The sequence below is a fragment of the Aromatoleum diolicum genome, from assembly GCF_012910955.1.
GTDB classification, from domain to species: domain Bacteria; phylum Pseudomonadota; class Gammaproteobacteria; order Burkholderiales; family Rhodocyclaceae; genus Aromatoleum; species Aromatoleum diolicum.
This window is the reverse complement of record NZ_WTVQ01000009.1, coordinates 79,878-105,010: the sequence shown is the minus strand read 5'-3', so window position 1 is coordinate 105,010 and position 25,133 is coordinate 79,878. Positions and strand designations below refer to the sequence as shown.

General features: G+C 67.0%; 22 protein-coding genes and 1 pseudogene. 12 read left to right on the top strand and 11 right to left on the bottom strand.

Annotation, left to right across the window (positions count from 1 at the left end):
* Nucleotides 1–48: 48 nt before the first annotated feature.
* On the top strand, nt 49–588 hold the full coding sequence (locus GPA25_RS07700; RefSeq protein WP_246265464.1) for a TlpA family protein disulfide reductase: 540 nt from the start codon (nt 49–51) through the stop codon (nt 586–588).
* Here the strand turns inward: GPA25_RS07700 and GPA25_RS07695 are convergent.
* Entirely contained in the window at nt 578–1,498 is a 921-nt protein-coding gene (locus GPA25_RS07695; protein ID WP_169259785.1) for a LysR family transcriptional regulator, read from the bottom strand. The genes GPA25_RS07700 and GPA25_RS07695 overlap by 11 nt on opposite strands.
* 97 nt (nt 1,499–1,595) lie before the next feature.
* Between GPA25_RS07695 and GPA25_RS07690 the strand changes: the two genes are divergently transcribed.
* Together GPA25_RS07690 and GPA25_RS07685 are read left to right on the top strand one after the other, a co-directional pair.
* Nucleotides 1,596–2,393 carry a thioesterase family protein gene (locus tag GPA25_RS07690; RefSeq protein ID WP_246265450.1) on the top strand — a complete coding sequence of 266 codons (798 nt, stop codon included), beginning with the start codon at nt 1,596–1,598 and terminating at the stop codon, nt 2,391–2,393.
* A 54-nt stretch (nt 2,394–2,447) separates the two neighbouring features.
* Entirely contained in the window at nt 2,448–3,668 is a 1,221-nt protein-coding gene (locus tag GPA25_RS07685; RefSeq protein WP_169259783.1) for an MFS transporter, read from the top strand.
* An 82-nt stretch (nt 3,669–3,750) separates the two neighbouring features.
* Here the strand turns inward: GPA25_RS07685 and GPA25_RS07680 are convergent, their stop codons facing one another.
* The 3 genes from GPA25_RS07680 to GPA25_RS07670 form a co-directional block, all read right to left on the bottom strand.
* Nucleotides 3,751–4,224: a c-type cytochrome gene (locus GPA25_RS07680; protein WP_169259782.1), complete on the bottom strand. Its 474-nt coding sequence runs from the start codon at nt 4,222–4,224 to the stop codon at nt 3,751–3,753.
* A gap of 222 nt (nt 4,225–4,446) precedes the next feature.
* A complete protein-coding gene (locus GPA25_RS07675; RefSeq protein ID WP_169259781.1) occupies nt 4,447–5,931 on the bottom strand; it encodes a DegQ family serine endoprotease in 1,485 nt (494 codons plus the stop codon).
* A gap of 133 nt (nt 5,932–6,064) precedes the next feature.
* Nucleotides 6,065–8,104 carry a TonB-dependent receptor plug domain-containing protein gene (locus tag GPA25_RS07670; protein ID WP_169259780.1) on the bottom strand — a complete coding sequence of 680 codons (2,040 nt, stop codon included), beginning with the start codon at nt 8,102–8,104 and terminating at the stop codon, nt 6,065–6,067.
* 159 nt (nt 8,105–8,263) lie between these two features.
* On the opposite strand from GPA25_RS07670, the gene GPA25_RS07665 reads away from it, so the two are divergent.
* The 3 genes and pseudogenes from GPA25_RS07665 to GPA25_RS07655 all read left to right on the top strand — a co-directional run bounded on the left by GPA25_RS07665 (nt 8,264) and on the right by GPA25_RS07655 (nt 10,542).
* Nucleotides 8,264–9,211 carry a hydrogen peroxide-inducible genes activator gene (locus GPA25_RS07665; RefSeq protein ID WP_169259779.1) on the top strand — a complete coding sequence of 316 codons (948 nt, stop codon included), beginning with the start codon at nt 8,264–8,266 and terminating at the stop codon, nt 9,209–9,211.
* A gap of 21 nt (nt 9,212–9,232) precedes the next feature.
* Nucleotides 9,233–9,304 (top strand): annotated as a pseudogene (locus GPA25_RS24300) (DNA starvation/stationary phase protection protein); the annotation flags it as partial.
* 98 nt (nt 9,305–9,402) lie between these two features.
* Nucleotides 9,403–10,542 carry an NAD(P)/FAD-dependent oxidoreductase gene (locus tag GPA25_RS07655; RefSeq protein ID WP_169259778.1) on the top strand — a complete coding sequence of 380 codons (1,140 nt, stop codon included), beginning with the start codon at nt 9,403–9,405 and terminating at the stop codon, nt 10,540–10,542.
* Between the two features lie 108 nt (nt 10,543–10,650).
* Here GPA25_RS07655 and GPA25_RS07650 read toward each other — a convergent pair whose 3' ends face one another.
* The 4 genes from GPA25_RS07650 to GPA25_RS07635 form a co-directional block, all read right to left on the bottom strand.
* Nucleotides 10,651–13,236, bottom strand: a complete 2,586-nt coding sequence (locus GPA25_RS07650; RefSeq protein WP_169259777.1) for a DNA topoisomerase III — start codon at nt 13,234–13,236, stop codon at nt 10,651–10,653.
* Nucleotides 13,237–13,342: 106 nt separating this feature from the next.
* A complete protein-coding gene (locus GPA25_RS07645; protein ID WP_169259776.1) occupies nt 13,343–13,810 on the bottom strand; it encodes a Smg family protein in 468 nt (155 codons plus the stop codon).
* 17 nt (nt 13,811–13,827) lie between these two features.
* Nucleotides 13,828–14,982, bottom strand: coding sequence for a DNA-processing protein DprA (gene dprA, locus GPA25_RS07640; protein ID WP_425486369.1), 1,155 nt, complete (start codon nt 14,980–14,982; stop codon nt 13,828–13,830).
* Between the two features lie 12 nt (nt 14,983–14,994).
* Nucleotides 14,995–16,020 carry a LysM peptidoglycan-binding domain-containing protein gene (locus GPA25_RS07635; RefSeq protein WP_169259775.1) on the bottom strand — a complete coding sequence of 342 codons (1,026 nt, stop codon included), beginning with the start codon at nt 16,018–16,020 and terminating at the stop codon, nt 14,995–14,997.
* 162 nt (nt 16,021–16,182) lie between these two features.
* Between GPA25_RS07635 and def the strand changes: the two genes are divergently transcribed.
* The 6 genes from def (at nt 16,183) to mobB (ending at nt 22,781) form a co-directional block, all read left to right on the top strand.
* Nucleotides 16,183–16,686 carry a peptide deformylase gene (def, locus tag GPA25_RS07630; RefSeq protein WP_169259774.1) on the top strand — a complete coding sequence of 168 codons (504 nt, stop codon included), beginning with the start codon at nt 16,183–16,185 and terminating at the stop codon, nt 16,684–16,686.
* Nucleotides 16,683–17,633 carry a methionyl-tRNA formyltransferase gene (gene fmt, locus GPA25_RS07625; RefSeq protein ID WP_169259773.1) on the top strand — a complete coding sequence of 317 codons (951 nt, stop codon included), beginning with the start codon at nt 16,683–16,685 and terminating at the stop codon, nt 17,631–17,633. Before def ends, fmt begins: the two co-directional genes overlap by 4 nt.
* Nucleotides 17,634–17,776: 143 nt before the next feature.
* Nucleotides 17,777–18,625, top strand: coding sequence for a zinc metalloprotease HtpX (htpX, locus tag GPA25_RS07620; RefSeq protein WP_169259772.1), 849 nt, complete (start codon nt 17,777–17,779; stop codon nt 18,623–18,625).
* 9 nt (nt 18,626–18,634) lie between these two features.
* Nucleotides 18,635–20,734, top strand: coding sequence for a sensor histidine kinase (locus GPA25_RS07615; RefSeq protein WP_343034869.1), 2,100 nt, complete (start codon nt 18,635–18,637; stop codon nt 20,732–20,734).
* Nucleotides 20,735–20,830: 96 nt separating this feature from the next.
* Nucleotides 20,831–22,222 carry a sigma-54-dependent transcriptional regulator gene (locus GPA25_RS07610; protein WP_169259771.1) on the top strand — a complete coding sequence of 464 codons (1,392 nt, stop codon included), beginning with the start codon at nt 20,831–20,833 and terminating at the stop codon, nt 22,220–22,222.
* Between the two features lie 40 nt (nt 22,223–22,262).
* Nucleotides 22,263–22,781, top strand: a complete 519-nt coding sequence (gene mobB, locus GPA25_RS07605; protein ID WP_169259770.1) for a molybdopterin-guanine dinucleotide biosynthesis protein B — start codon at nt 22,263–22,265, stop codon at nt 22,779–22,781.
* Here the strand turns inward: mobB and GPA25_RS07600 are convergent.
* The 3 genes from GPA25_RS07600 to GPA25_RS07590 are packed head-to-tail and all read right to left on the bottom strand — an operon-like array spanning nt 22,747 to nt 25,084.
* Entirely contained in the window at nt 22,747–23,658 is a 912-nt protein-coding gene (locus GPA25_RS07600) for a helix-turn-helix transcriptional regulator (protein ID WP_169259769.1), read from the bottom strand. The genes mobB and GPA25_RS07600 overlap by 35 nt on opposite strands.
* Nucleotides 23,655–24,248 carry a molybdenum cofactor guanylyltransferase MobA gene (mobA, locus tag GPA25_RS07595; RefSeq protein WP_169259768.1) on the bottom strand — a complete coding sequence of 198 codons (594 nt, stop codon included), beginning with the start codon at nt 24,246–24,248 and terminating at the stop codon, nt 23,655–23,657. The genes GPA25_RS07600 and mobA overlap by 4 nt, the downstream gene beginning before the upstream one ends.
* Nucleotides 24,245–25,084 (bottom strand): formate dehydrogenase accessory sulfurtransferase FdhD, encoded by an 840-nt coding sequence (locus GPA25_RS07590; protein ID WP_169259767.1) that lies wholly within the window; start codon nt 25,082–25,084, stop codon nt 24,245–24,247. Before GPA25_RS07590 ends, mobA begins: the two co-directional genes overlap by 4 nt.
* Nucleotides 25,085–25,133 lie beyond the last annotated feature (49 nt).

Here is a 25,133-nt window from a genome sequence, read left to right as displayed (position 1 = left end):
ATCCTTTTCGAACGGTTCGAACAGCCGGAGACTGATCAGGTGAGCGACATGACTGGACGGGCGATAGCGAGGATTCTTGCGGAGTTCGGTTGCGCCATGCGTGCCCCGGCACGCCGGCTGGCGCTGGCGCTGGCCCTCGGCGCGACCTTGCCGGCCCCGGCCGCCGACCTCGCCGGCCTTTCCGCCGCGCCGGTTGCGGTGCAGCTTGCCGAAGGCAGCCCGGCGGTCGTCGTGCTGTGGACGCCCGGTTGCATGACCTGCCGCAAGTCGCTCGCCGAGATCGAACGCTTCGTCGCGATCGCCGCGAAGGACGGCGTTGCCGTCCGCACCGTCGTTCCGGCCGGCGTGTATGACGACGCGCGCGCGATGCTGGCGCGGCGTGGCCTCTCCCTGCCCGTCGTCGCGGACGAAAACCGCCTCGATGCGTCGACGCTGCGCATCCTGCTCGACAGCCCGCTCGCCTACGCCGTCGATCGCGACGGCAAGATCGTCGCGACGCGCGGGGGCCTGCTCGGCGTGCGGGTGCTCGAAGGCCTTGCGAACGCAGCGCAGGGGGGCGAGCCGGGCCCGTCCGGACTCAGCCGGTAAGACTCCCCCACGGCGGCATCGGCGTCAGCAATGCCGCCAGTTCGTCCAGCAGCACCTTCACCTTCGGCAGGCGCGCCCGGCTGGGCATGTAGCAGGCGTACAGGTGGCGGCCGAAGTCGATCTGCGGCTCGTAGTTCGCCAGCACGCGGACGAGCCGGCCGCTCGCCAATTCGTTGCAGCACAGATAGGTCGGCAGCATCGCCAGGCCATGGCCGGCGAGTGCGGCGTCGAGGATGCTGCCGGCATCGTTGAACTGGATGCGGCTGCGCACGGGAATGCCGATTTCCACACCCTCCCGGTCAACGAGACGCCACACGCGGTTGTCGAAGAGCAGGAAGCTGAAGCACTGGTGATCGACGAGGTCGCGCGGCGCCGTCGGGCTGCCGTGGCGCGCCAGGTAGTCGGGCGCGGCGCAGATCACCGTCTCCATCGTGAAGATGCGCTTCGCGACGACGTCCTCGGGCGGCGTGCGGCAGAAGCGCAGCGCGAGGTCGATGCGGTCCTCGGCGAGGTCGACGAGCGCGTTGGTGAGGATCAGCTCGCAGTCGAGCTCCGGGTAGCGCGCGGCGAGCCGCGGCAGCAATGGCGCGACCCACATCCGGCCGAATACGACGCTGGCGCTGATGCGCAGCAGGCCGCTCGGCACGTCGCCGAGGTTGCGCACGGCCACTTCGGTCAGCTCGATCGATTCGAGCGCGCGCAGCGCGTGCTGGTAGAAGACCTCGCCGGAGGGGGTGAGGAAGAGCCTGCGCGTCGAGCGGTCGAACATGCGCACGCCGAAGCGCCGCTCGAGCTCGCCGATCTGCTTGCTGACCTGCGCGCGCGTGCAGTCGAGGCGGCGTGCCGCCGCGGCCATGCTGCCGCTCTCGACGACCTTCACGAAGGTTTCCCAGCTTGCGAGCCAGCTCATGTGTCAATGATCTGTTGACGTATCAGCAATGATTATCGGCTTTTTGTTTCCAAAGTAGTCGGTTAAATTTCGGGTCACATACGCTAGGGTATTGAACATGCACACGAGTATCGCGCTTCCCCAAGCCTTCTTCCTGCCGCTCGGCGACAACGCCTACCAGCCCACCGAGGCCACGATCGGCCCGTGGTCCGTCGACAGCCAGCACGGCGGCCCGCCGATCGCGCTGCTCGCCCAGGCGTTGCGCCGTTTTCCATCTGAATTCGGGCTGGATATCGCACGCATCACCTTCGAGATCCTCGGCCCGGTGCCGGTCGAGCCGTGCGAGCTGCGCGTGCGCGTGCTGCGTCCGGGCCGGCGCATCGAACTGATCCAGGGCGAGATGCTGGTCCGCGGCAAGCCCGTCCTGCTGGCCCACGCCTGGCGCGTCGAACGCAAGCCCGAGAGCGCCGTCGCCGTCGCGGACCCCTTCGCCGCACCGCCGCTGCCCGAGGCGCAGGCGCAGGTGTTCTTCCACGGCGTCGACTATTTCCCCTACGCCGATGCGCTCGAATGGCGCTTCGCCGACGGCAGCTTCATCGAGCCCGGCCCGGCGACGGTGTGGGCACGCCCGCGCATCCCGCTCGTCGCCGGCCAGCCGACCGACGGCATCGAGGCCCTGCTGCTGATCCTCGATTCGGCCAACGGCGTCAGCGCCGAGCTCGACATCCGCCACTGGACCTTCGTGCCCGTGGATCTCACGATCAACATGCACCGCCACCCGCAGGGCGAGTGGTTCGGCATGTCCGCGCGCACCATCATCGACCCGGGCGGCATCGGCACCGTGACCACCGCGGTGTTCGACCTCGACGGCGCGCTGGGCCGCAGCCTGCACACGCTGTTCGTGCGCAAGAAATAAGGCGGCGCACCCCCTTCCCCAACCCGGCCATAACGACCAAGAAAGAAGAATCCGATGCTGCGATCCCTCAACACCCGCGCCGCGCTGATCGTCACCCTCTCGGCCGCCGGCATCCTCATGGTGACGATGGGCGCGCGCCAGTCGCTGGGCCTCTTCGTCTCCCCGCTCAACACCTCGACCGGCCTCGGCATCGCGACGATCAGCTTCGCGCTGGCGGTCGGCCAGTTCATGTGGGGCGCGATCCAGCCGATTGCCGGTGCCGTCGCGGACCGATACGGCCCCGCCAAAGTGCTTGTCTGGGGCCTGATCATCCTCGCGCTGGGCAGCGCGCTGACGCCCTTCATGGGTTCGGGCTTCGGTCTCGTCGTGTCGCTGGGTGTGCTGTCGGCAATGGGCTCGGGCGCCGGCAGCTTTTCGGTGCTGATCGGCGCCGCGGCGCAGCGCCTGCCGCTTGAGGCGCGCGGGGCCGCGTCCGGCGTCATCAACGCCGGCGGCTCCTTCGGCCAGTTCGTGTTCGCACCGGTGCTGCAGAAGCTGATCCAGAGCATCGGCTGGATGGGCGCGATGTGGTCGCTCGCACTGATGACGCTCGCCGCGCTGCCGCTGGTGCGCGTGCTGGTCAATTCCGGTACCGGCGTGCAGCACCACGCGACGCACGAAGACGCCGGTCTGTGGCGCACGGTGCGCCAGGCGATGGGCGACCGCAGCTACCTGCTGCTGCATGCGGGCTTCTTCACCTGCGGCTTTCATATCGCCTTCCTCGTCACCCACCTGCCGGGCGAGGTCGACCTGTGCGGTCTGCCGCCGTCGGTCGCGAGCTGGTCGCTGGCGATCATCGGCCTCGCCAACATCGCCGGCAGCCTGTATGCCGGCTCCTGCGTGTCGCGCTACCGCAGCAAGTACGTGCTCGCGACGATGTACGGTTCGCGCGCGCTGCTGATCGCGGCCTATCTGCTGGCGCCGAAGACCGCGATGACCTTCTACGTCTTCGCCGCCGGCCTTGGCTTCACCTGGCTCGCGACGGTGCCGCCGACCGCGTCCATCGTCGGCAAGCTGTTCGGCATCCGCTATCTCGGCACGCTGTTCGGCCTGACCCTGCTTTCGCACCAGGTCGGCGGTTTCCTCGGCGCCTGGCTCGGCGGCCTCGCGATCACCGAATTCGGTGATTTTACGTGGATGTGGTATGCCGACATGGCCCTCGCCGCGGCCGCGGCCGTCGTCAATCTGCCGATCCGCGAGGCGCCGGTGCTGCGTCCGGCAGCAAGTCCGGCCTGATCGGGCAGCGCAACGAAAAAGGCCGCTCGATGGAGCGGCCTTTCTTCCTTTCACCTTGCCGGCCATGCCGGCAAGGCCGGGATCATTCCTCGATGCGGTACTTGTCGTGACAGGCCTTGCACGCCTTGCCCGTCTCGCCGAACTGTGCCTTGATCGCCGCCTGGTCGCCGGTCGCGGCGACCTGCTGCAGCTTGTTCGTCTGCTCGATGTAGTTGATCGCGATCTTGCGCACTTCATCCTGTTCCTTGAAGAACTCCGCCTTCACGCGCGTGTCTTTCCAGCCCTTGCCCTTGTCGGTGCCGGCCGGGAACAGTGCGCCCATGCCGGAGTTGGCGACGGCGGCAATCACGTTGGCCGCGGCGACGACCTGCGCCTTGTCGTACGGAACGGTGCCGTCGACCACCTGCGCCTTGATCTTGCCCATGTTCCACGCCATGAAGGTATAGCCGGATTGGCGGTTCTTGATCGCGTCTTCGGGCTTCATCTGCGCCGCAGCGAGCGTGGTGAGGGACAGCGCGAGAATGCCGAACGCGGCATGAGTGATGGTCTTCTTCATTGGTGATCTCTCTCTTTACTGGGTGTTTGGAAAAAACCGGTCTGACCCGCAGTGGCGCATGCACGGGTGCTGACGCTGTGCAAACAGCAGTTTACGATGATTTATTCCATTGCCAATGGCCGTGTAACCCAGGTCACATAGCCTCTGCGGTATACCGGGGTCGACAGGAAAACGCCGGGGGCGGACAGCTCCGCTCCCGGCGCAGGTTTCCACGTTCGTCGATCAGCCGATCCTGACGGGAACGAAGATGCGCGCACCACCGCGCTGCACCAGCAGCGCGAAGCGGTTACCCGCCTTTTCCAGCAACTGGCGGAAAGTCTGGACGTTGCTCACCGGCTGGTTGTTCACCGCGAGGATCACGTCGCCCTGCTGCAGTCCCGCCTGCGCCGCGGGGCCGTTGACGCGCTCCACCACCACGCCGCCGCGCACCCCCAGTTGCGCCGCCTCCTCGCCCGTCAGTGCGCGCGCCGCAAGACCCAGCTTGCCGCCCGCATCCTCGCCGCGTGGCGCTCCGCCATTGGGCAGTTCCGCGAGCGTCTCGGGATTCATCTCGCCGAGCGTCGCGCTCATCGTGCGGCTGCGTCCGTCGCGCCAGACCTCCAGCTTCACCGTCGTACCGGGCCGCTTGTCGCCGATCAGGCGCGGCAGATCGGCGGATTCGCCAACCTTCGTGCCATCCACCCCCAGCACCACGTCGCCCGGCTTCAGGCCGGCCTTTTCGCCGGCGCTGTCGGCCTCGACGCTCGCCACCAGCGCGCCGCGCGGCTCCGTCAGGCCGAAGGACTGGGCCAGCTCCTTGTCCATGCCCTGGATCGTCACACCCAGCTTGCCGCGCTGCACGCGCCCGTACTTGACGATCTGGTCCTTGACCTTCAGCGCCACGTCGATCGGGATCGCGAAGGAGATGCCCATGAAGCCCCCCGAACGCGAATAGATCTGCGAATTGATGCCGATCACCTCGCCGGCGAGATTGAACAAGGGTCCGCCGGAATTGCCGGGATTGATCGCCACGTCGGTCTGCAGGAAAGGCACGTAGTTCTCGTCCGGCAGGCGCCGCGCCTTGGCGGAGATGATGCCGGCCGTGACGGTGTTGTCGAAGCCGAAAGGCGAACCCATTGCCACCACCCACTCACCGACGCGCGCACGCTCGGCGTCGCCGGTGCGCACCATCGGCAAGTCGGTGGCGTCGATCTTCAGCAGCGCGATGTCGGTGCGCTTGTCGATGCCGACCACCTTGGCCTTGAAGTCGCGTTTGTCGATCAGCTTGACGGTCACTTCGGATTCGCCTTCGCCGACGACATGCGCATTGGTCAGCACGTAGCCGTCGCTGCTGACGATGAAGCCCGAACCCACGCCCCGATTGGCACGCGGGCCGCGGTTGCCGTGGCCGGGCTGTCCCGGCATGCCGGGAACGGGGACGCCGAAGCGGCGCAGGAAGTCGTAGAACGGATCGTCGGGCTGCGGCCCCTGGGCGGTTTCGTCGGGCGCCGGACGCTGTTTCTGCGTCACGCTGATATTCACCACCGCCGGGCCGACCTGCTCGACCAGATCGCCGAAGTCCGGCAGACCAAAACGGTTCGGCGTCACCATCTGCGCCGCGGGTATCGCCGCCGCAGGGGCGGCCTGCGCGGTCGAAATCGCAAATCCGCTGCTGAGCGCGACGCCAAGGCCCAAGGCCAGAGCGCGGACAAGAATCGTCTTTCGCATATTGTGCTATTCCCTCGAATTGTCATGAAGCCGTGGGGTAGACGCAGGTAAGCGTCGTGCGTTCCCGGGCGCCGTGCGCGACAACAGATCGGGCCCCCACGACGCTAGGCTCACGCCCGGCGCGTGCGACGCTTCAGAACTCCGTCTGCAGGCTCAGCGCGATCTGCGGTTCGACACGATTCACCGGCTTGTCGCCGGCCAGGCGCTGCAGCGGGTAGTGCGCCAGTTCCTGATGCCGTCCGAGCAGGTTCAGCCCGGTCAGGCGCAGCTCCACGCTGCGGCCGCTGGCGAGCCGGAATTCGCGCGCGATGCTCGCGTCCAGCGTGGTGTAGTTCGGCACGCTGTAACGAAAATCCGGCGAGAAACCGGTTCCCGCGTCGAGCGGCCCCATGCGCAGCACGGTAAGCGTTGTCTGCCACGCTCCGGCGTGCTGCAGCCAGGTGAGGCTGGCTGTGTAGGGCGCGACACTGCGGCGGATCGCCTCGTCGCTCGAGCGCGCGCGGATCAGCGTGTGGCTGAAGAGCATGCGGCCACCCTCCCACGGACGCGCCTCGAGCTGGTACTCCACGCCCTCGACCTTGATCGCATCGTCGCGGTTGGTCCAGCGTGAAGGCGGCAACAGCGCCTGCACCCTTGCCTGAAGGGGATTCGTCGGTGCAACGAAGGTCGGCGTGCGGCGGATCTGATCGCTGACGCGTTCGTGGAACAACCGCACGTCGATCTTCGCCCGCCCGTCCGGCAGCTGGCCCAGAAAGCCGAGTTCGAAAGCATCGATGCGCGGCGGCTCGATGTCGGGGTTGGGAACGTGCCGCTGTTGCAGCACCAGGTTCGTGCCGGGCAGGAAGATCCGCACATCGCTGCGCCGGTCGAACACATTCGCCTGACGGTAGGCGCGCGAATAGCCGACGCGCCAGGTCTGTGCCGCATCCGCCAGCCAGTTCACGAAGATGCGCGGCCCGAATCGGGTGCGATCGTGTTGCGCGCGCTCGGCCATCATGCCGACATTCAGCAGCCATGCGGGGTCGGCCCGCCATTCGAGGTTGCCGAAGAGACGCCGCATTTCCTCCGCCTGCTTCGGCTCGCCATGAAACAGGAACGGCGCATTCATCTGATCGCGCCGCCATTCACCGCCCCAGCCGACACGCAGCCCCGCAACGGGTGCGAAGTGATGCTGAAATTCCACGTTCTGGCGTTGCGTCGTGTTGTCCTCATCGACCGGAATGGCGAGGAGCGGTATCAGGGGCTGGAAGCCGCGTGTACTGGCCAGCCAATCGTCACGCGCCCGGTCGCGCGTGTAATACGCGGACAGGATGAATTCCTCCTCGCTGCTCGGGGCGTGACGCCAGCGAACTTGTACGAACTGGCTCTCGGCGCTGGCCTCGCGCTCCGGGTTGCCGTTGAGGGGCGTGTTCGGATAACCCTTTTCGCGTTCGCTGTCGACCAGACCGGAAACCAGGGTCAGTTCGTCGCGTGCACCAAGCTGAAGGTCGCCGCGCACGTTGACGCGGCTGATGACGCGCCCGTCGTGCAGGCCCGCCATGCCGTCGTCGCGTTCATGCTGGGCACTCACGCGCATGCCCAGGGCGCCCTGTCGCGCCACCACGCGAGCGCCGGCGCCCGCAAGCCCGCCGCTGCCCAGCCGCACAGCCGCCGAACTGCCGGTCTCCTCGGCGGTATGGCGAGTGATGATATTCACGACCCCGTCGAAGGCCTGCGAACCGTACGAGGCGGCGTCCGTTCCGCGTACGACCTCGATGCGGTCGATGTCCTCGATCGCCAGCGGCAAGGCGCCGGCGAAGGCGCCGCCGAAATACGGCGAATACAGCGCGCGCCCGTCCACCAGCACCTGCATCTGTTTCGGATAGTCGGTGCCCGGCCCGTGGTAGCTCACCCACTGGTCATTGCCACCCTCCTGCGCCACCTGCATGCCCGGCACCAGGCGCAGCAGCCGGCCGATGTCGCGGTAGCCGGTGGCACGGATCAGGTCGCGGTCGATCACCGTGATCGACGCCGGTGCCTCGCGCTGCGGCTGCGGCATGCGCGACACCGTCAGGACCACCGGCAACGCGTCGAAATACGGCGACTCGGAATCATTGGTCTGCGCCACCGCCAATGAACAGCAGGCCGTCCATGCGGTCGCAAGCAGATAACGGGATAAGCGAAGAAATGTCATGAGGTGGATAGTTCTTCTATTCCCGGCGATGCGGGAGATGTTTCGAAACAGTATATCGCCTGATGCTCCGACCGGCCCGATCCGGGTGTGCGCCTGTGCGCAGGCGGAGTAACATCGTCACCGAACTCCCATGCAACGCAGATCGGGACGCCTGCCTCCATGACCCTTACCGACCTTCGCTACCTCATCGCACTTGCCCACGAACGCCACTTCGGACGCGCGGCGGAAAAGTGCCACGTCAGCCAGCCGACCCTGTCGGTGGCCATCAAGAAGGTCGAGGACGAACTCGGCGTGCAGTTGTTCGAGCGCAGCGCCACCGAGGTCAAGATCACCGCAACCGGCCGGCGCATCGTGTCGCAGGCCGAAAAAGTCCTGCTCGAGGCGGCGCAGATCCACGAGATTGCCGCTGCCGGCAAGGATCCGCTGTCCGGTCCGCTGCGCCTGGGGGTGATATACACCATCGCGCCCTACCTGTTGCCGCGGGTGATCCCGCGCGTGCACCGTCTGGCGCCGCGCATGCCGCTGATCATCCACGAGAACTACACCACGCGGCTGCTCGAAGCGCTCAAGCGCGGTGAACTCGACGTCATCATCCTGTCGCTGCCTTTCGAGGAAGCCGGCATCGTTGCCCAGCCGGTCTATGACGAACCCTTCCGCGTGCTGATGCCCGCCACCCACCCGTGGACCGCCCTGGCGCGCATCGATCCGGAGAAACTCGCCGACGACCAGTTGCTGCTGCTTGGCGCCGGCAACTGCTTCCGCGACCAGGTGCTGGAAGTGTGCCCGCACTGCCGCAACGTCAGCGGCCTGCAGCGCACGCTGGAGGGCAGCTCACTCGAGACCATCCGCCACATGGTCGCCACCGGCCTCGGTGTCACGGTACTGCCCAGCACCGCCGCCGACGATCTGCCCACGCAGAACACGCTGGTCGCCGTGCGCCCGTTCTCCGAACCCGAACCGTCGCGTCGCGTCGCCCTGGCATGGCGTGTTACCTACCCGCGCAGCGGTGCCATCGACGTGCTGCGTACCGCGATCCTCGAGAGCGAGCTGCCGGGCGTGCGGCCCATCGGTCGCGCCGTGCCCCTCGAAGTGCTCGAAACGTCATAGTCTGCGGCAAACGTGGCCACAGACCTGCTCACGCAGCGCATCCAGGTGCACGAGAAGACGGCATGGATGCTGCGCAGCCTGCTCGAGAACTGAGGCATCATCCGCGTGGGCTGACCCCGGTGTGACCGAATGCCGCGCCGTGACGAGGATTGCAGCGTAGTTTCAGGCTTGCCGGATTACAGGGAGGCAACATGGGCGCGCCGCTGCTCATCGTCGGAACAGGGATGGCCGGGTACGGCCTGCTGCGTGCGCTGCGCCATGTGGACCGGCGGATGGCCGTCTGCATGGTCACCGCCGACGACGCGGCGGCCTACGCCAAGTTCCAGTTGCCGGGTGCGCTTGCTCGCAGGCGCGACGCCGGCGAGCTGGTGCTTGCCAGCGTCGAGCAGATGGCCCACCGTTACGATGCCAGCATCCTTCCGCGCACCCGTGCGCTGCGCATCGATCGCGCGCGCCACATCCTGCGGACCGATACCGCCGACCTGGCCTACGGGCAGCTGGTGATCGCGACCGGCGCCGAACCGCGGCGCCCCGCCAGCATTCGAGGCACGGGTGTCACCAGCGTGCTGACCGTTGGCAGCCTCGCGGAATACGCCTACCTGCGCAGCGAACTCGCGGGCCGTCGCCGCGTCGTCGTGCTCGGCGGCGGCGCGAGCGGCTGCGAGTTCGCCGACAATCTGTTGCGCGGCGGCTGCGACGTCACGCTGCTGGAGCCCGGCAGCCGTCTGCTGGGGGCCCGTCTGCCGGCTCTCTGTTCGGAGCGTGTTGCTGGCGCGCTGCACACCGCCGGCGTACGCCTGCGACTCGAGGACGGCATTCAGCGTATCGAGCAGGGCCTGGATGAGCTTGAAATCACCACCCTTTCCGGTGCGCGCCTGAACGCGGAAGTCGTGATCGCGGTACTCGGCAGCGCCCCGCGCGTGCAGCTCGCCGCTGACGCCGGTGTCGATGTCGGGCGTGGCATCGTCGTCGACACCCGGCTGTGCACCTCTGACCCCGACATCTTCGCGCTGGGGGAGTGTGCCGAAATGGGCGGGCGCCTGTTCACCCTGTCGGACGACATCGACGCCGGCGCACGCGTGCTGGCCGGCGTGCTCACCGGTGGCCACACGCAGCTGCGCTGGCAGGTGCGGTCGCTGCGGCTGCAGCTCGAGTGCTGCCCGACGGTATTGTGCGAACCGCCGCCAATTGCCGGGGAATGGCACGAGACCGCCACCGCCCGTGGCGTACGCGCCCTGTTCCACGATTTCAATGGCAGGTTGCGCGGCTTTGTGCTGGTCGGGGAAGCGGTCAGCGACGCGCACCACCTGCTCAGCCATATCGGGCATTGACGCGCCCCGGTTGGGATGGCCGCGACTGCCCAGCGTCCGGCTCCGCAAGCACGCGTGGCCTGCCCAGCGTACGCAGGGGGTGCGGCGCTGCCCTCCCCGGACCGACCCTCAGGTTTCCTTGCTGCGCTTGGGCGCGGCCTTCTTTGCCGCAGGCTTCGCCGCAGCGGGCGCCTTCACGGCTTTCTCGCCATCCTTGCCGGCCGGGGCGGCGGCGGCTGCCTTCGGTTTCGCGCCGGCCTTCGGCGTCTTCACCTCGAACTCGAAGCCGACCTTGCCGTCTGCCGCGCGTACCAGGAAGGCCGAGAACTTGCGCCGCGTGCGCGTCGACACGAAGCCCTTGAGCAGGTCGGTGCGTCCGTCGGTGAGCAGCTTGACCATCTGTTCGTGCTCGACCGGCTGCTGCAGGATGATCTTGCCGGAGCGGAAATCGCAGGACTTTTCCGGCCCCACCGATTTCTCGCACACGTAGGCCATGCCGTGCTCGAACACCCGCGCGGCGCATTTCGGGCAGGCGCCGAGCGGTTCCTGCGCGGAAAAGTCGACCGCTTCGGCGCCCTCGCCGTCGTCCTTCGGCTGGCCGAAGTCGAATTCGGGCTGCTTGTCGTCGTTGAGCTTGATCTCGGCGTTGAACAGGCGTCCCATCTTGCTGCGGAAGCCCGTCAGCGGGCCGACCTTGCCGTCGCGCAGCAGGGTCTCGATCTCGTCGATCTCGAACTGGCGCCCGGCAACGATCTTCCACGCGCTCCAGTCGCAGGCCTGGCAGGCGAATTTCTTGTAGTTTTCCTTCACCACGCCACTGCACTTCGGGCAGGGCGTCGCCAAGGTGACGAAGTCGCCCGGCACGGTGTCCGATTCGTAGCGCTTCGCGCGCTCGACCATCTCGCGCGCCATCTCGGCGATCTCGCGCATGAATTCCGGCCGCGACAGCTGGCCGCGCTCCATCTGCGCGAGCTTGTGCTCCCATTCGCCGGTCAGCTCCGGCGAGGTCAGCGCCGACACGTCGAGGCCCTTCAGCAGCGTGATCAGCGAAAATGCCTTGGCGCTCGGGATCAGTTCGCGACCTTCGCGGTGGATGTACTGCTCGGCGATCAGGCCTTCGATGATCTGCGCGCGCGTCGCCGGCGTGCCGAGGCCGCGCTCGCCCATCGCCGCGCGCAGCTCCTCGTCGTCGACCATCTTGCCGGCGCCTTCCATCGCCGACAGCAGGGTCGCTTCGTTGTAGCGTGCCGGCGGCTTGGTGACCAGCGCCTTGACGAGGATGTCGTCGGTCGACACGGTCTCGTTCGGCTGTACCGCAACCAGCTGCGCGCCGCTTTCGTCGTCGGCCTTCACCGCTTCCTTGCCGTACACCGCGAGCCAGCCGGAATTGACCAGCACCTTGCCTTCGGTCTTGAAGGCCTCGTTCTCGACGCGGGTGATGCGGGTGGTGATGCGGTATTCGGCTGCCGGGTAGAACACCGACAGGAAGCGGCGCGTGACCAGGTCGTAGATCTTGTGTTCGGCTTCCGACAGGCTCTTCGGCACCGTCCCGGTCGGGATGATCGCGAAGTGGTCGGAGATCTTGGCGTTGTTGAAAATGCGCTTGTTCGGTTTGATCCAGCCCTGCTTGGTGATCTCGTTGGCGAACGGCGCGTAGTCGTCGGGCAGCGCGCGGACCACGTCCTTGACGGTGCCGACGTAGTCTTCCGGCAGCGCGCGCGCGTCGGTCCGCGGATAGGTCAGTGCCTTGTGCTTTTCGTACAGTGCCTGCGCGATCTGCAAAGTGACGCGGGCCGAAAAGCCGAAGCGGCCGTTGGCTTCGCGCTGCAGGCTGGTGAGGTCGAAGAGCAGCGGCGACAGTTGCGTCGAGGGCTTGGATTCCTCGCTGACGATGCCGGGTTTGCCGTCGCACTTGCCCTTGATCGCCTCGGCGCGCGCCTTGTCCCACAGGCGGAAGGCGGTGGCGTGTTCGTCACCTTCGGGCCGCTTGAAACCTTCGTCGAACCAGCGCCCGGCATAGCTGCCGGCGGCGCAGCCGAACGAGGCTTCCAGTTCCCAGTAGTCGCGCGGCTTGAACTGGCGGATTTTCTGTTCGCGCTCGACCACGATCGCCAGCGTCGGCGTCTGCACGCGGCCGACGGTGGTCAGGTGGAAACCGCCGGTCTTGGAATTGAACGCGGTCATCGCGCGCGTGCCGTTGATGCCGATCAGCCAGTCGCTCTCGGCGCGGCACACGGCTGCGGAACGCAGGCCTTCGACGTCCTGCGCCGAGCGCAATTGGCCGAAGCCATCGCGGATCGCCGTCGCCGTCATCGACTGCAGCCACAGGCGCGACACCGGTTTGTCCGATTTTGCGTGCTGCACGATGAAGTTGAAGATCAGCTCGCCCTCGCGTCCCGCGTCACACGCGTTGATCAGGCCGGTGACGTCCTTGCGCTTGATCAGGCGCGTCAGCAGCTTGAGGCGGTCGTCGGTCTTCTCGATCGGCTTCAGCGCGAACTCGGGCGGAATCACCGGCAGGTGGGCGAAGGTCCACTTGCCGCGCTTGACCTCGTATTCCTCCGGCACGACCAGTTCGAGCAGGTGGCCGACGGCGGACGACAACACGTAGTCGTCGGACTCGAAGTAGTCCTTTTCCTTGGTGAAGCCGCCCAGCGCGCGGGCGATATCCTGCGCGACAGAGGGTTTTTCCGCGATGATCAGTTGCTTGCTCATGCCGGTGGGGCTGCCTTGGAAAACCGTTGGAGGCTTTCGTTTAGAGGGTTAGAAGCGGCGCATGATAAGCAGGCCGCCGTCGCGCATGCAAGCCGGCGGGGTTTGCCTATTGCGGCAGGCGGGCGTCGTCGTCGGCGTCTTCGCTGAGCAATTCGTCGACGATCAGGCTGTCGAGCGGCAGTTCGCGTTGCCACAGCACCATCAGCACGATGACCTTGAGCCGGTTCACGCCGACATTGAGACCATTCAGCGCCAGCGTGCGCTCGATGATGATTTCGCGCGTGGCCGCGTCGAGGGCGCCGGCGTTTTCGAGAAATGCCAGCAGGCCGCGGCATTCGGTGTTCAGCCGGGCCTGTTCCTCGGGGGCGTAGATGCGTATCGCCCCAGGGTGTGGCAGGACGGCCAGCGGCGAGGCGTCGGAAATGCTGCGCAGGCCCGACAGCCAGTCCAGTGCCTCGGTGATTTCATCTTCCTCGAAACCGGCCGCCGTGAGCTTGCGCGCGAGTTGGGCCGTTTCGGGGCAGGCCGCGGCGTGGACGTAATTCTCGAAGAGGTAAACAAGGATGTCGAACATGGCGGCACACCATCAATTCAGAGGCGCTGGAAACGTCCGCCCGGCAGTCGGCCCACCTGTCCGTCGAGTTCCAGCGCAAGCAGAATGGCGTAGAGCGCATCGAGCGTCAAGCCGCAGCGCGCGGTCAGGGTGTCGATGTCGAGCGGATCATGCCCAAGCGCGGCAAGCACGGCGGCGTGCTGGGGCGGCATATCGACGGCTGCCGCTGGCGGGGTGAATAGGGGCGCGGATGCGCTGTCGGCACCAACCCTGCGGCGCGTGGTGGCGCGCTTGGGGGTGTCGCGGGGGCTTTCCGGTGGTCTCGCCCAGGCGAGCTCGTCGAGCACGTCAGCGGCGGTTTCGACCAGTTTCGCGCCATCGCGGATCAGGCGGTGACAGCCACGGGCCAGCGGCGAGTGGATCGAGCCGGGAATCGCGAACACCTCGCGTCCGCATTCGGTCGCCAGCCGCGCGGTAATCAGCGAGCCGCTGCCGACTGCGGCTTCCACGACCAGCACGCCGCGGCTCAGCCCGGCGATGAGACGGTTGCGGCGCGGGAAGTTGTGCGGCAGGGCTGGGGTTCCCAGTGGGTACTCGCTGATGATGACACCGCGTGCGGCGATTTCGCGTGCCAGTGCCTGGTGCTTCGCGGGATAAACGCGATCGGCGCCGGTGCCGATGACCGCAATGGTCTTGCCGTCGGGCTGTGCCAGTGCGCCGCGGTGTGCGGCGGCATCCACGCCGAGCGCCATGCCGCTGACGATGGTGAGTCCCGAGGCGGCAAGGCTGCCGGCGAAAGCCTCGGCGTTGGCGACGCCGGCGGGAGTGGCCGAGCGTGCGCCGACGAGCGCCAGCGCGGTGGTGGCGAGCAGCGCCGGATCGCCCTTGACGTAAAGCAGCACCGGCGGGTCGGCGATTTCCAGCAGCGCGCGCGGGTAGTCGGGGTCGGCCAGCGTGATGATGTGGTTACCGGGCTCCGCGGCCCACGCACGGGCGGCGTCGATGCGGGCCTGATCAGGAGGCGCGAGCAGCAGGTCGGCGATTTCGGCGCCGACCACCGCGAGAATGGCGCTGCGGCTGGCGGCGAAGATGTGTTCGGGCAGGCCGAAGGCTGCGAGCAGGCTGCGCTGGCGTTCAGGCCCGACGCCGGGGAGGAGGGTCAGCCGCAGCCAGGCCGCGAGATCGTCCTCCACGGACAGGCAGCGTCAGGGCTTGTGAACGCTGTCGCCGACGGCAACCTGGCCGTCGGTTTCCATCACCAGCGCGTAAGCGACACGGTCGAACACGCGGAACACGAAAGCCAGCCCGTAGCGCTTCTCCGGCAGGGTGAAGTTTTCCTTGTTGCCTTCTTCGTCCTTGTACACCACGGCGCCGCGGTTGCGGTGGAGTGCGAGCACGTGACCGCGCTCGAGGCCGTCGCGGCTGCCGACGTTGAGGGTAACGACGTGATTGCGCCCGGTCTCGGCGACGCCGCGGTAGATGCCGATGAGGCGGCCGGAAACGTCGGATTGCGGCGCATGCGGCACAAACGAGAACATCTCGGGATTCTCGCTGCGCACGAGGCGGTCGCCGGTGCCGATCTCCTCGACGGCATCGACGATTTCAAGCGTTGCCGGCGTGCCCGACTCGGTAACACGGGCGGTGCCGAGGAAGGCTGCCTCGTAGCCGAGCACTTCACGGGTCACCGGATCGGTCAGTGCCTTGGCGGGGCGGAAGACTTGCCACACACCTTGTTCGGAGCCGAGGTTTTTCGCGAAGATGGTGTCCCCGGGGCCCGTATAGACGCGGCTGGTTTCGGTCGCAACGACGGTGCCGGCCCCGGCGAGGCGGGCTTCGTCAATGACCAGAGGGCGGGTCAGGAAGGGTTCGATGACCTGCATCGGGATGCTGGCGACGGCGCTCTCGCCGCCGTCGGTGTACACCTGCGGCTGCAGTTTCTGGTCGCCGACTCGCCGGCCGATCGACAGGTAGGGGCCGCTGCGGTCGAGCAGGATGACCTGCCCGGGATAGATCAGGTGCGGGTTGCGGATCTGGTCGCGGTTGAGCTTCCAGACTTCGGGCCAGCGCCACGGCTCCTTGAGGAAGCGTCCGGAAATACCCCATAGCGTATCGCCGCGCACTACCGTGTGGCTGTCGGGTGCGTCGTCTGCCAGAGCCGCCGGTGCAGCGACCGAGGGGGCGCTGAGAAGGGTCGCAACGCAGAACAGGAGAGGGAATATAATGCGGGTCATTGCTCGCTTCCGATTGGAGCAGACGGGATTCTCGTGCTACCGGAACGCCACCCGCCGGACGAGGGTCCAATCCACAGACTCGATTCGAATGCCGGGGTAGGTCCGACGGCATGCCAAAGCACTTGAAATTCTGCACGTAATGACTTAACCCGGCAAGCATTTATGGCGCTATTACCGATTCTTCGCTATCCCGATCCACGCCTGCATACCCGCGCGACTCCCGTTTCCGACGTGGATGATTCGATCCGTCAACTGATCAAGGACATGGCCGAAACCATGTATGAGGCCCCCGGGATCGGGCTCGCCGCGACCCAGGTCGACGTGCATAAGCGCGTCGTGGTGATCGACATCAGCGAGGACAGATCCGCGCTGCAAGTGTTCATCAACCCCGAAATCCTCGAGAAATCGGGGGAGCACATCGGCGAGGAGGGGTGCCTGTCGGTCCCCGGCATCTACGAGACGGTGTGTCGTGCCGAGTACGTGCGCGTGCGTGCGGTGGATACGCAGGGCAGGCCGTTCGAGCTGGAAGCCGACGATCTGCTGGCGGTGTGCATTCAGCACGAAATCGATCATCTGAATGGCAAGGTATTCGTCGAATACCTGTCGCCGCTCAAGCTGGGCCGCATCAAGACGCGACTGGCCAAGAAAGCGCGGATCACCGCGTGACGGCCGCGCCCTTGCGCGTGGCCTTTGCGGGGACGCCGGAGTTCGCCGCGGCGGCGCTGGAGGCCATCATCGCGGCGGGTTTTGCGGTGCCGCTGGTGCTGACCCAGCCCGATCGCCCGGCTGGACGCGGCATGAAGCTGAACCCGAGTCCGGTCAAGCAGGTCGCGCTGGCGCATGGCATCGCCGTCGATCAGCCGGAGAAGCTGCGTACCGACGCGCAACGCGCACAGCTCGTCGCATGCGCGCCGGACGTGCTGGTGGTCGCGGCCTACGGCCTGATCCTGCCGCGCGCGGTGCTCGATCTGCCGCGCCTGGGCTGCATCAACATCCATGCCTCGCTGTTGCCGCGCTGGCGCGGCGCGGCGCCGATCCATCGCGCGATCGAGGCGGGCGATGCGGAGACCGGTATCACCATCATGCAGATGGACGAAGGCCTGGATACCGGGCCGATGCTGATGAAACGTGCACTGCCGATCGGCGCGGACGACACCACTGGGTCGCTGCATGACCGTCTGGCGGTGCTGGGCGCGCAGATGATCGTCGAGGCTTTGCGCCTGCTGCCGCAGAGTGGTCTCGCAGCGACGCCACAGCCCGCCGCAGGCGTAACGTATGCGGCGAAAATCGGCAAGGCCGAGGCGGCGATCGACTGGCGGCGTCCCGCGGCCGAGCTCGCGTTTGCGGTGCGCGCGTTCAACCCGTTCCCGGGGGCGGTCGCGACTTTGCGCGAGGTGCCGGTCAAGGTGTGGCGCGCCGAGGTGGTTGCCGGACACGGTGAGCCGGGCACGGTGCTGGCGGCTGACGATGGGGGCGTCGTGGTGGCCTGCGGCGAACAGGCGCTACGCCTGATCGAAATGCAGAAGCCGGGTAGCCGTCGTCTGCCGGCGGGGGAATTTCTGCGCGGATTTCCGGTCATTGCAGGCGAACGCTTCGCATTCGCTGCGGCTTGATCGCGCTTCAGCCTGAGCAAGGGGGCACGCCGCGGGAACGCGGCCGCGTTGCCATGCGCTCGTCGGCAGCCGATTGAATCCTGTCGAAAATGCCCCATCTAGCGGGCAGATGTCCTGTAATGACTTGAGAGGAAAAACGGAAAATGTTCGGCAACTGGGTCAAAACCTCCATCCTGATGGCGGGTATCGTCGCCCTGTTCGGTGCGGTGGGTGCCATGCTCGGCGGCCAGCAGGGCATGTTGATCGCGCTGGTGTTCGGCGGTGCGATGAACCTGTGGGCCTACTGGTTTTCGGACAAGATGGTGCTGAAGATGTACAACGCGCGCCAGGTGGACGAGACCAGCTCGCCTTATCTGTACAACATGGTGCGCGATTTGGCGACGCGTGCGCAGCTGCCGATGCCCAAGGTGTACATCATCGACGAGGCGCAGCCGAACGCGTTTGCAACCGGCCGCAATCCTGACAACGCGGCGGTGGCGGCGACCACGGGCATCATCCGCATGCTGTCCGAGCGCGAGTTGCGTGGCGTGATGGCGCACGAGCTGGCGCATGTGAAGAACCGCGACATCCTGATCTCGACGATTTCGGCGACGGTTGCCGGTGCGATCTCGATGCTGGCGCAGTTCGGCATGTTCTTCGGCGGCAGCCGTGACGACGAGCGCCCGAACATGGTGCTGCAGATCCTGGTGATGGTGATGGCACCGCTGGCCGCCATGGTGATCCAGATGGCGATCTCGCGCACCCGCGAGTTCGGTGCCGACCGCGGCGGCGCGGAAATCTCCGGTGATCCGGACGCACTCGCGAGCGCGCTGGCGAAGATCGATGCCTACGCGCGCGGCATTCCGATGCATGCCGCGGAGGCGCATCCCGAGACGGCGCAGATGATGATCATGAATCCGTTGGCTGGCGGCGGCCTGCGCGGACTGTTCTCGACCCACCCGTCGACGCAGGAACGCATCGCACGCCTGCGCGAGCTGATCGTGCGCCGCTAGGCACCCGCGGTGTCGCAAACTGCGACGCGCGCCGGCGTGCGGACGTCGCAGAGGCGCTGGGCCGAGCGGCTGGAGCGTTCGGTCCGCGCCAAGCTCCTGGTGCTGGTTCTCGCCCCGCTGTTGGTGGGGGTCCCGGTCTTGCTGGGACTGGTGTGGACCTGGGGCGACGAGGCCTACGAGCGCCTCCTCAATTTCAAGATCAGTTCCGACCTCGTCACTGCCCACGAGTACTTCGACAGTGTGCGCATCGGTGTCGGGCGCGAGGTCCAGTCCCTCGCCGAGTCGCACCAGCTGGCAGGGCGACTCGGTACTTCGCCCGGGGCGATGTCGGCGTTGCTCGCGGAGCTGGCGCCCGGACGGCGTCTCGATTTCCTGCTGCTGCTCGACCGCGAAGGGCGTCCGCTGGCAGCGTCGCGTGCGCTGCCCGAGACCGTGCCGCCACGCAGCGACTGGCCCGTGGTGATGGCTGCATTGAATGGCTCGGCGCTGACGACGGTCGAGCAATTTCCGGCAATGGCGCTGGCGACCCTGTCGCCGGAGCTGCGCGAGCGCGCCTGGTTGCCGCTGGTGGACACCCGCGCGGCGGCCCCCGATGCGCGCACCGCCGAGGACCGCGGCTTGGTGATCCACTCGGCCGCACCGGTGTATGACGACAAGCGCAGGCTCGTGGGTGTGCTTGAGGGCGGTGTGCTGCTCAACGGCAATCTGGAGATGGTCGACCGCATCAATGCCATCGTCTATCGCGACGGTTCGCTGCCGCTCGGCAGCCGCGGCACCGCCACCCTTTTCCTCGACGACACGCGCATCGCCACCAATGTGCGCCTGTTCGGCGACACGCGGGCGCTCGGCACGCGCGTGTCGCAGGCGGTGCGCGATCGGGTGCTGGGGCGTGGCGAGATGTGGCACGGTACGGCCTTCGTTGTGAACGACGATTACGTGTCGGGCTACGAAGCCATCGTCGACGGTCGCGGCGAGCGTGTCGGGATGCTGTACGTCGGCTTTCTCGAGGCACCGTTCCGTGACGCGAGGCGCATGGCGATGGGCGCGCTGTTCGCACTGTTCATCGCGATCAGCGCGGCCGGGGCGGTGCTCAGTCTGCGCTGGGCGCGCAGCGTGTTCCGGCCGATCGAGCGCATGAACGCGGTGATCCAGCGGGTCGAACAGGGCGAGACGGATGCGCGCGTCGGCGAGGTGGCGAGCCGTGATGAGCTGGGGCGGCTGGCGGGCGAGTTCGACCAGTTGCTCGATACGCTGTCGGCGAAGCGCGAGGAATTGCAGCGCTGGGCCGACGAACTGGACCGCAAGGTCGCTGAGCGCACCGCCGAGTTGAGCGAAGCCAACGAGACGCTGCGGCGCGCGCAGCAGCAATTGGCAATGAGCGAAAAGCTCGCGGCGATCGGCGAGCTGACCGCTGGCGTGGCGCACGAGATCAACAATCCGGTGGCGGTGATCCAGGGCAATCTCGATGTGCTGCGGGATGTGCTGGGGGCGGCCGCGGAACCGGTGCGCCACGAGATCCGGCTGATCCACGAGCAATCCGACCGCATTCGCCAGATCGTCGCGAAACTGCTGCAGTTCGCGCGCCCCGGCGAGTTCGCCGGCTACGCCGAGGCGGTCGACGTGAACGCCGTGGTGGCCGATTGCCTGTTGCTGACACGTCACAACCTCGACAAGCGCGCGATCGGTGTCGATACGGATCTGCGCGCGACGACGAGCATCGAGATCAACCGCAGCGAACTGCAACAGGTGTTGATCAATCTAATGGTGAACGCGTTGCAGGCGATGCCGGACGGCGGTTCGCTGGGCCTAGTGACGGCCGACTGGCTCGAGGACGGGGCACTGGCGGGTGCCGTGATCCGGGTGCGTGATAGCGGTCACGGCATTGCAGCGGAAGACCTGTCGCACATCTTCGATCCTTTTTTCACGACCAAGAAGGGCAGCGGCACGGGCTTGGGCCTGTCGATCAGCTACACCATCGTCGAGCGCTATGGCGGACGCATCACGGTGGATAGCCGCCCCGGCGAAGGCAGTGAGTTTTCGCTGTGGCTGAGGCGTGACGCGCGCTATGACGTCTCGCCGAGTGCGCCCGGTTTCCTGCGTCGTTGGTGATTTATGCACGCGGTCCGGAGGTCTGGCGTCGTTATTATGATTTTGTTACAAATTTCAAGCAGACCGCGCACAGGCTGAATTTCAGGACAAAGACCTATGGTGCAGTACGAGCGTGAGGTACTGGCCGGTAACCCCGCCAGCTCCGCGGAGTTCAACTGGCAGGCCCATTCCGTCCTCGTCGTGGATGACGAGGAAGGCATGCGCAGCTTTCTCGAGCGGGCGCTCAAGCCGCGTTGCGGCCTGGTCGAGACGGCGCCGGATGCCGAACACGCGATGCGCTTGATGGCGCGCCTGCATTTCGACCTGCTGATCCTCGACATCGCGCTGCCGGGCAAGTCCGGTCTCGACTGGCTGCACCAGTTGCGCGAACACGGCTTCGCCGGCGACGTGATCCTGATCACGGCCTTCGCCGACCTCGATACCGCAATCAATGCGCTGCGCGGTGGCGCATCCGATTTCATCCTCAAGCCCTTCCGCGTCGACCAGATCCTCAATTCGATCAAGAACTGCTTCCAGCGCGCCCACCTGGCGCGCGAGAACTTCATCCTGCGGCGCGAACTGGCGGGACTCAGCGCCGACGTCGAGGGCCTGGTGGGACATTCGGCGACGATGGAGAGCCTGCGCGCGGTGTTGCGCCGCGTTGCGCAGATGCCCAGCACGGTGCTGTTGCTGGGCGAATCGGGCACCGGCAAGGAAGTCGCGGCGCGCGCGCTGCACCGCATGAGCCCGCGTGCGCAGCGTCCCTTCGTGCCGGTAAACTGCGCGTCGATCGCCGCCGAGCTGATCGAAAGCGAGCTGTTCGGGCACTTGAAGGGGGCGTTCACCGGTGCCACGGAAAGCCGCAACGGGCTGTTCTACTATGCGCATGGCGGCACGCTGTTCCTCGACGAGATCAGTGAATTGCCACTGGCGCTGCAGACACGCCTGCTGCGCGTGCTGGAGGAGCGCAAGGTGCGGCCGGTGGGGTCGGAGCGCGAAGTACCCGTGGATGTGCGCATCGTCGCGGCGTCGAACCGCAAGCTTGCCGCCGAAGTGGCAGCGGGGCGTTTCCGCCAGGATCTGTATTTCCGTCTCGCCGTTGTCGATATCGAGATTCCGCCGCTGCGCGAGCGCGCCGAGGACATTCCGGATCTGGCGCGCCATTTCATGAATCTGCTGACCCTGCAGCTCGGCGTGGCGCCGCTGGCCCTGTCGCACGGCTTGCTGGCGCAGCTGGCGGCGTACGGCTGGCCGGGCAATGTGCGCGAGTTGCGCAACTTCATCGAGCGTTCGCTGATTCTCGGCGGATTCCCCGTGGATGCGCTGAGTGCGCGCGGCGATGTGCTGGGTTCCGACGCCGACCTGTCGCTCGACGAGGTGGAGAAGCGCCACATCCTGCACATGCTCGATGCCTGTGGCGGCAACAAGTCGGAAGCGGCGCGGCGCCTCGGGGTTTCGCGCAAGACGCTGGAGCGCAAGTGCGCCGACTGGGGCGAGTCTGTGACGTGAATGGGCTGGAAAGTTTCGGCCGGGAAGAGAAGGAAGCGAATTGAAAGTGATCGGATTCGCCGGCTGGTCCGGCAGCGGCAAGACTTCGCTAATCGAGCGCGTGATCGCCCTGCTGAGCGCGCGCGGCTTGCGTGTGTCGCTGATCAAGCATGCACACCACCAATTCGACATCGACCACGAAGGCAAGGATTCGTGGCGCCATCGCAACGCCGGCTGCCGCGAGGTGCTGATCAGCTCGGGCCGGCGCTGGTCCTTGATGCACGAGCTGCGTGGCGACGAGGAACTGCCGCTGGAGGCGTTGCTGGGCAAGCTGTCAGACTGCGATCTGGTGCTGGTGGAGGGTTTCAAGCGCGCGTCGATGCCGAAGATCGAGGTCCATCGCGCGGCAGTGCGCGAGCCGCTGCTGTTTCCGGACGATCCGCACATTGTCGCGATTGCGACCGACGTCGAGCTCGACACGCCGCTGCCACAGCTCGACATCAACGAACCCGAGGCGGTCGCGGATTTCGTCGTCGATTACATGTTCAGGCTGTCGCCAACACCTGCCCCAGCGCTGTGAGGTCGTAGCCGCCGAGTTGCCGGGCGAGTTCGCGCAGTTCGGCGCTGCCGAGGCGCGCGAGCAGGCGCTGGAACAGGTGGCGGAAGAAGATTTCCTTCGGCAGCGCCAGATCGAGCGCTTCCCAGCCCAAGGGCAGGAAGTCGAGCCCGAATTCGGTGGCGGTGGCGCGTGTGCCCGGGGCGCAGTCGGCGGCATCACGCACCAGCAGCGCCGCGGCGTCGCGCTCGCCCGGTGGGGTGGCGACGACGCTGCAATCCTCCGCTCGCAGCCCGCGCGCCTTGAGCGCCGACATGAGGAAGTGTCCGGCGCCCGAACCGGACTGGCGCATGGCCCAGCGCACGTCGAATGCGGCGAGCGTTTCGAGCTGGTCGATGCCGACATCCGGGCGCAGCAGCACGCCCTGTTCGCGTTGCGCGATGCGTACCAGGGTCCAGCGCGTATGGCCGGGATAGCCGCGCAGCAGGGTCGCGTGCTGGGTACCGCTGTGTTGGGCGTCGCCCCAGTGCAGCGCACACAGGTCGGCGCGGCGGTGCGCGAGTTGTCCGAGACCCGCGAGCGTGTTGCTCGGGCTGTAGGCGACGAAAGCGTCGGCACCGAGGTCGGCGGCCAGCGCCCGGACGGCCGCGGCGAGCAGCGCATCGTCGCCGCCGGCGATCAGCAGCCGGTCGGTGAACACGCCGCCGTGCGCCTGCTCGAGCAGCCAGTCGTCGAGCAGCTTGCGCGGGAACAGCCACTTGCCGCCGACGCGCGCGGCGGGGACTTCGCCGCTGTTGGCGAGCTCGTACAGTTTCTTCTCGTTGAGGTGCAGATAGGCCGCGGCCTGGCGCGCCGTCAGGCAGGGGCTTTCCGGCGTGGCGAGCGGCTCGTGCGCACTCATCGGTCGATGCGGTCGACGTCGTCGAGTTCGTCGCGGGTATTGATATTGCGGAAGGCGGCTTCCTTGTCGTCGAACTGTACTTCGATGATCTTCAGCGTCGCGTACCAGAAGTCGATCTTGCGCCCGCCGGATGCGAGGAACTCGTCGAGGTGCGGCAGCACGTCGCGCCGGCACAGGCAGAACACCGGATGCGGCTGATCGAAAGTGCGCGCGACGGCGAGTTCGGCGCCGGCGGCGTCGAGCGCGCGGTACAGGCGTTCGACGAGATCTTCGGGCAGGAAGGGCGAGTCGCACGGGGCGGTCGCGACCAGCGGATGCTGCGCGCGCGACAGCGCGGCGTGCAGGCCGGCGAGCGGACCGGCAAAGCCGCCGATGTCGTCGGGAAACACCGGATAGCCGAAGGTGGCGTAGCGCTCGGCGTTCTGGTTGGCGTTGATGATCAGTTCGTCGACCTGCGGGCGCAGGCGCTCGATGACCCACTCGGCCATCGGCCGGCCGCGCAACTCGACGAGGCCCTTGTCGACGCTGCCCATGCGGCGTCCCTGCCCGCCGGCGAGGATCACGCCGGTGATTTTTTCTCGCGCGCTCATCGCGTGAATCGCTCCTCGCCGGTGAATAAAAGGTAATGCTTGCCCTGTGCGCGACCGATCATCGTCAGGCCGATGCGGCGCGCGATCTCCCAGCCCATCTGCGTGAGGCCGGAGCGCGAGACGAGGAAGGGGATGCCCATCTGCGCGGTCTTGATGACCATCTCGGAGGTCAGGCGGCCGGTCGTGTAGAAGATCTTGTCGCCGCCTTCGAGCCCGGCGAGCCACATCTTGCCGGCGATCGTGTCGACGGCGTTGTGGCGGCCGACGTCCTCGACGAACATCAGGATCTCGCTGCCGTCCGCGGTGGGCGCCGCGAGCGCGCAGCCATGCACCGCGCCGGCCATCTTGTAGATCGACTCATGGTGGCGCACCGCGTCCATCAGCGCATACAGCGTCGCTTGCGACAGGCTGCGCCCGGGCGGCAGGCGGATCGCGTCGATCTCGTCCATCAGGCCGCCGAACACCGTGCCCTGGCCGCAGCCGGTCGTCACGGTGCGGCTGCCGAGGCGCGCGTCGGCATCGACGAGGCCCGTGCGCGTGGTGACGGCGACCGCGCCGACGTCCCAATCGACCTGCACCGCTTCGATGTCGTCGAGGCTCGTCACCAGGCGCTGGTTGCGCAGCCAGCCGATCGTCAGCGCCTCGGGTTCGGCGCCGAGCGTCATCAGCGTGACGATCTCGCGCTTGTCGACGTACAGCGTCAGCGGATATTCGCCGGCGATCGCGGTCGGCACCGCCTCGCCGAGCTCGTTGGTCGCCGGGATCGTGACCGTCAGCGGGTGGCTGGCGTGGCTCAGCAAGGGACGGCGCGGCGCAGCGCCAGGGGATGAGGTCATGGGTGGTGGAAACGGATGTCCGGGCCGGTATTCTAGCGCGCGCCGGCAG

Excerpts from the sequence above, each read along its gene's own strand:
- GPA25_RS07600 (WP_169259769.1), bottom strand. The coding sequence starts at position 23,658 with ATGAGTGCGCACGAGCCGCTCGCCACGCCGGAAAGCCCCTGCCTGACG.
- GPA25_RS07665 (WP_169259779.1), top strand. The coding sequence starts at position 8,264 with ATGACCCTTACCGACCTTCGCTACCTCATCGCACTTGCCCACGAACGC.
- GPA25_RS07645 (WP_169259776.1), bottom strand. The coding sequence starts at position 13,810 with ATGTTCGACATCCTTGTTTACCTCTTCGAGAATTACGTCCACGCCGCG.
- GPA25_RS07690 (WP_246265450.1), top strand. The coding sequence starts at position 1,596 with ATGCACACGAGTATCGCGCTTCCCCAAGCCTTCTTCCTGCCGCTCGGC.
- GPA25_RS07650 (WP_169259777.1), bottom strand. The coding sequence starts at position 13,236 with ATGAGCAAGCAACTGATCATCGCGGAAAAACCCTCTGTCGCGCAGGAT.
- GPA25_RS07635 (WP_169259775.1), bottom strand. The coding sequence starts at position 16,020 with ATGACCCGCATTATATTCCCTCTCCTGTTCTGCGTTGCGACCCTTCTC.
- GPA25_RS07675 (WP_169259781.1), bottom strand. The coding sequence starts at position 5,931 with ATGCGAAAGACGATTCTTGTCCGCGCTCTGGCCTTGGGCCTTGGCGTC.
- GPA25_RS07655 (WP_169259778.1), top strand. The coding sequence starts at position 9,403 with ATGGGCGCGCCGCTGCTCATCGTCGGAACAGGGATGGCCGGGTACGGC.
- GPA25_RS07610 (WP_169259771.1), top strand. The coding sequence starts at position 20,831 with ATGGTGCAGTACGAGCGTGAGGTACTGGCCGGTAACCCCGCCAGCTCC.
- GPA25_RS07700 (WP_246265464.1), top strand. The coding sequence starts at position 49 with ATGACTGGACGGGCGATAGCGAGGATTCTTGCGGAGTTCGGTTGCGCC.
- GPA25_RS07680 (WP_169259782.1), bottom strand. The coding sequence starts at position 4,224 with ATGAAGAAGACCATCACTCATGCCGCGTTCGGCATTCTCGCGCTGTCC.
- GPA25_RS07685 (WP_169259783.1), top strand. The coding sequence starts at position 2,448 with ATGCTGCGATCCCTCAACACCCGCGCCGCGCTGATCGTCACCCTCTCG.
- GPA25_RS07670 (WP_169259780.1), bottom strand. The coding sequence starts at position 8,104 with ATGACATTTCTTCGCTTATCCCGTTATCTGCTTGCGACCGCATGGACG.
- htpX (WP_169259772.1), top strand. The coding sequence starts at position 17,777 with ATGTTCGGCAACTGGGTCAAAACCTCCATCCTGATGGCGGGTATCGTC.
- GPA25_RS07695 (WP_169259785.1), bottom strand. The coding sequence starts at position 1,498 with ATGAGCTGGCTCGCAAGCTGGGAAACCTTCGTGAAGGTCGTCGAGAGC.
- mobA (WP_169259768.1), bottom strand. The coding sequence starts at position 24,248 with ATGAGCGCGCGAGAAAAAATCACCGGCGTGATCCTCGCCGGCGGGCAG.
- GPA25_RS07590 (WP_169259767.1), bottom strand. The coding sequence starts at position 25,084 with ATGACCTCATCCCCTGGCGCTGCGCCGCGCCGTCCCTTGCTGAGCCAC.
- def (WP_169259774.1), top strand. The coding sequence starts at position 16,183 with ATGGCGCTATTACCGATTCTTCGCTATCCCGATCCACGCCTGCATACC.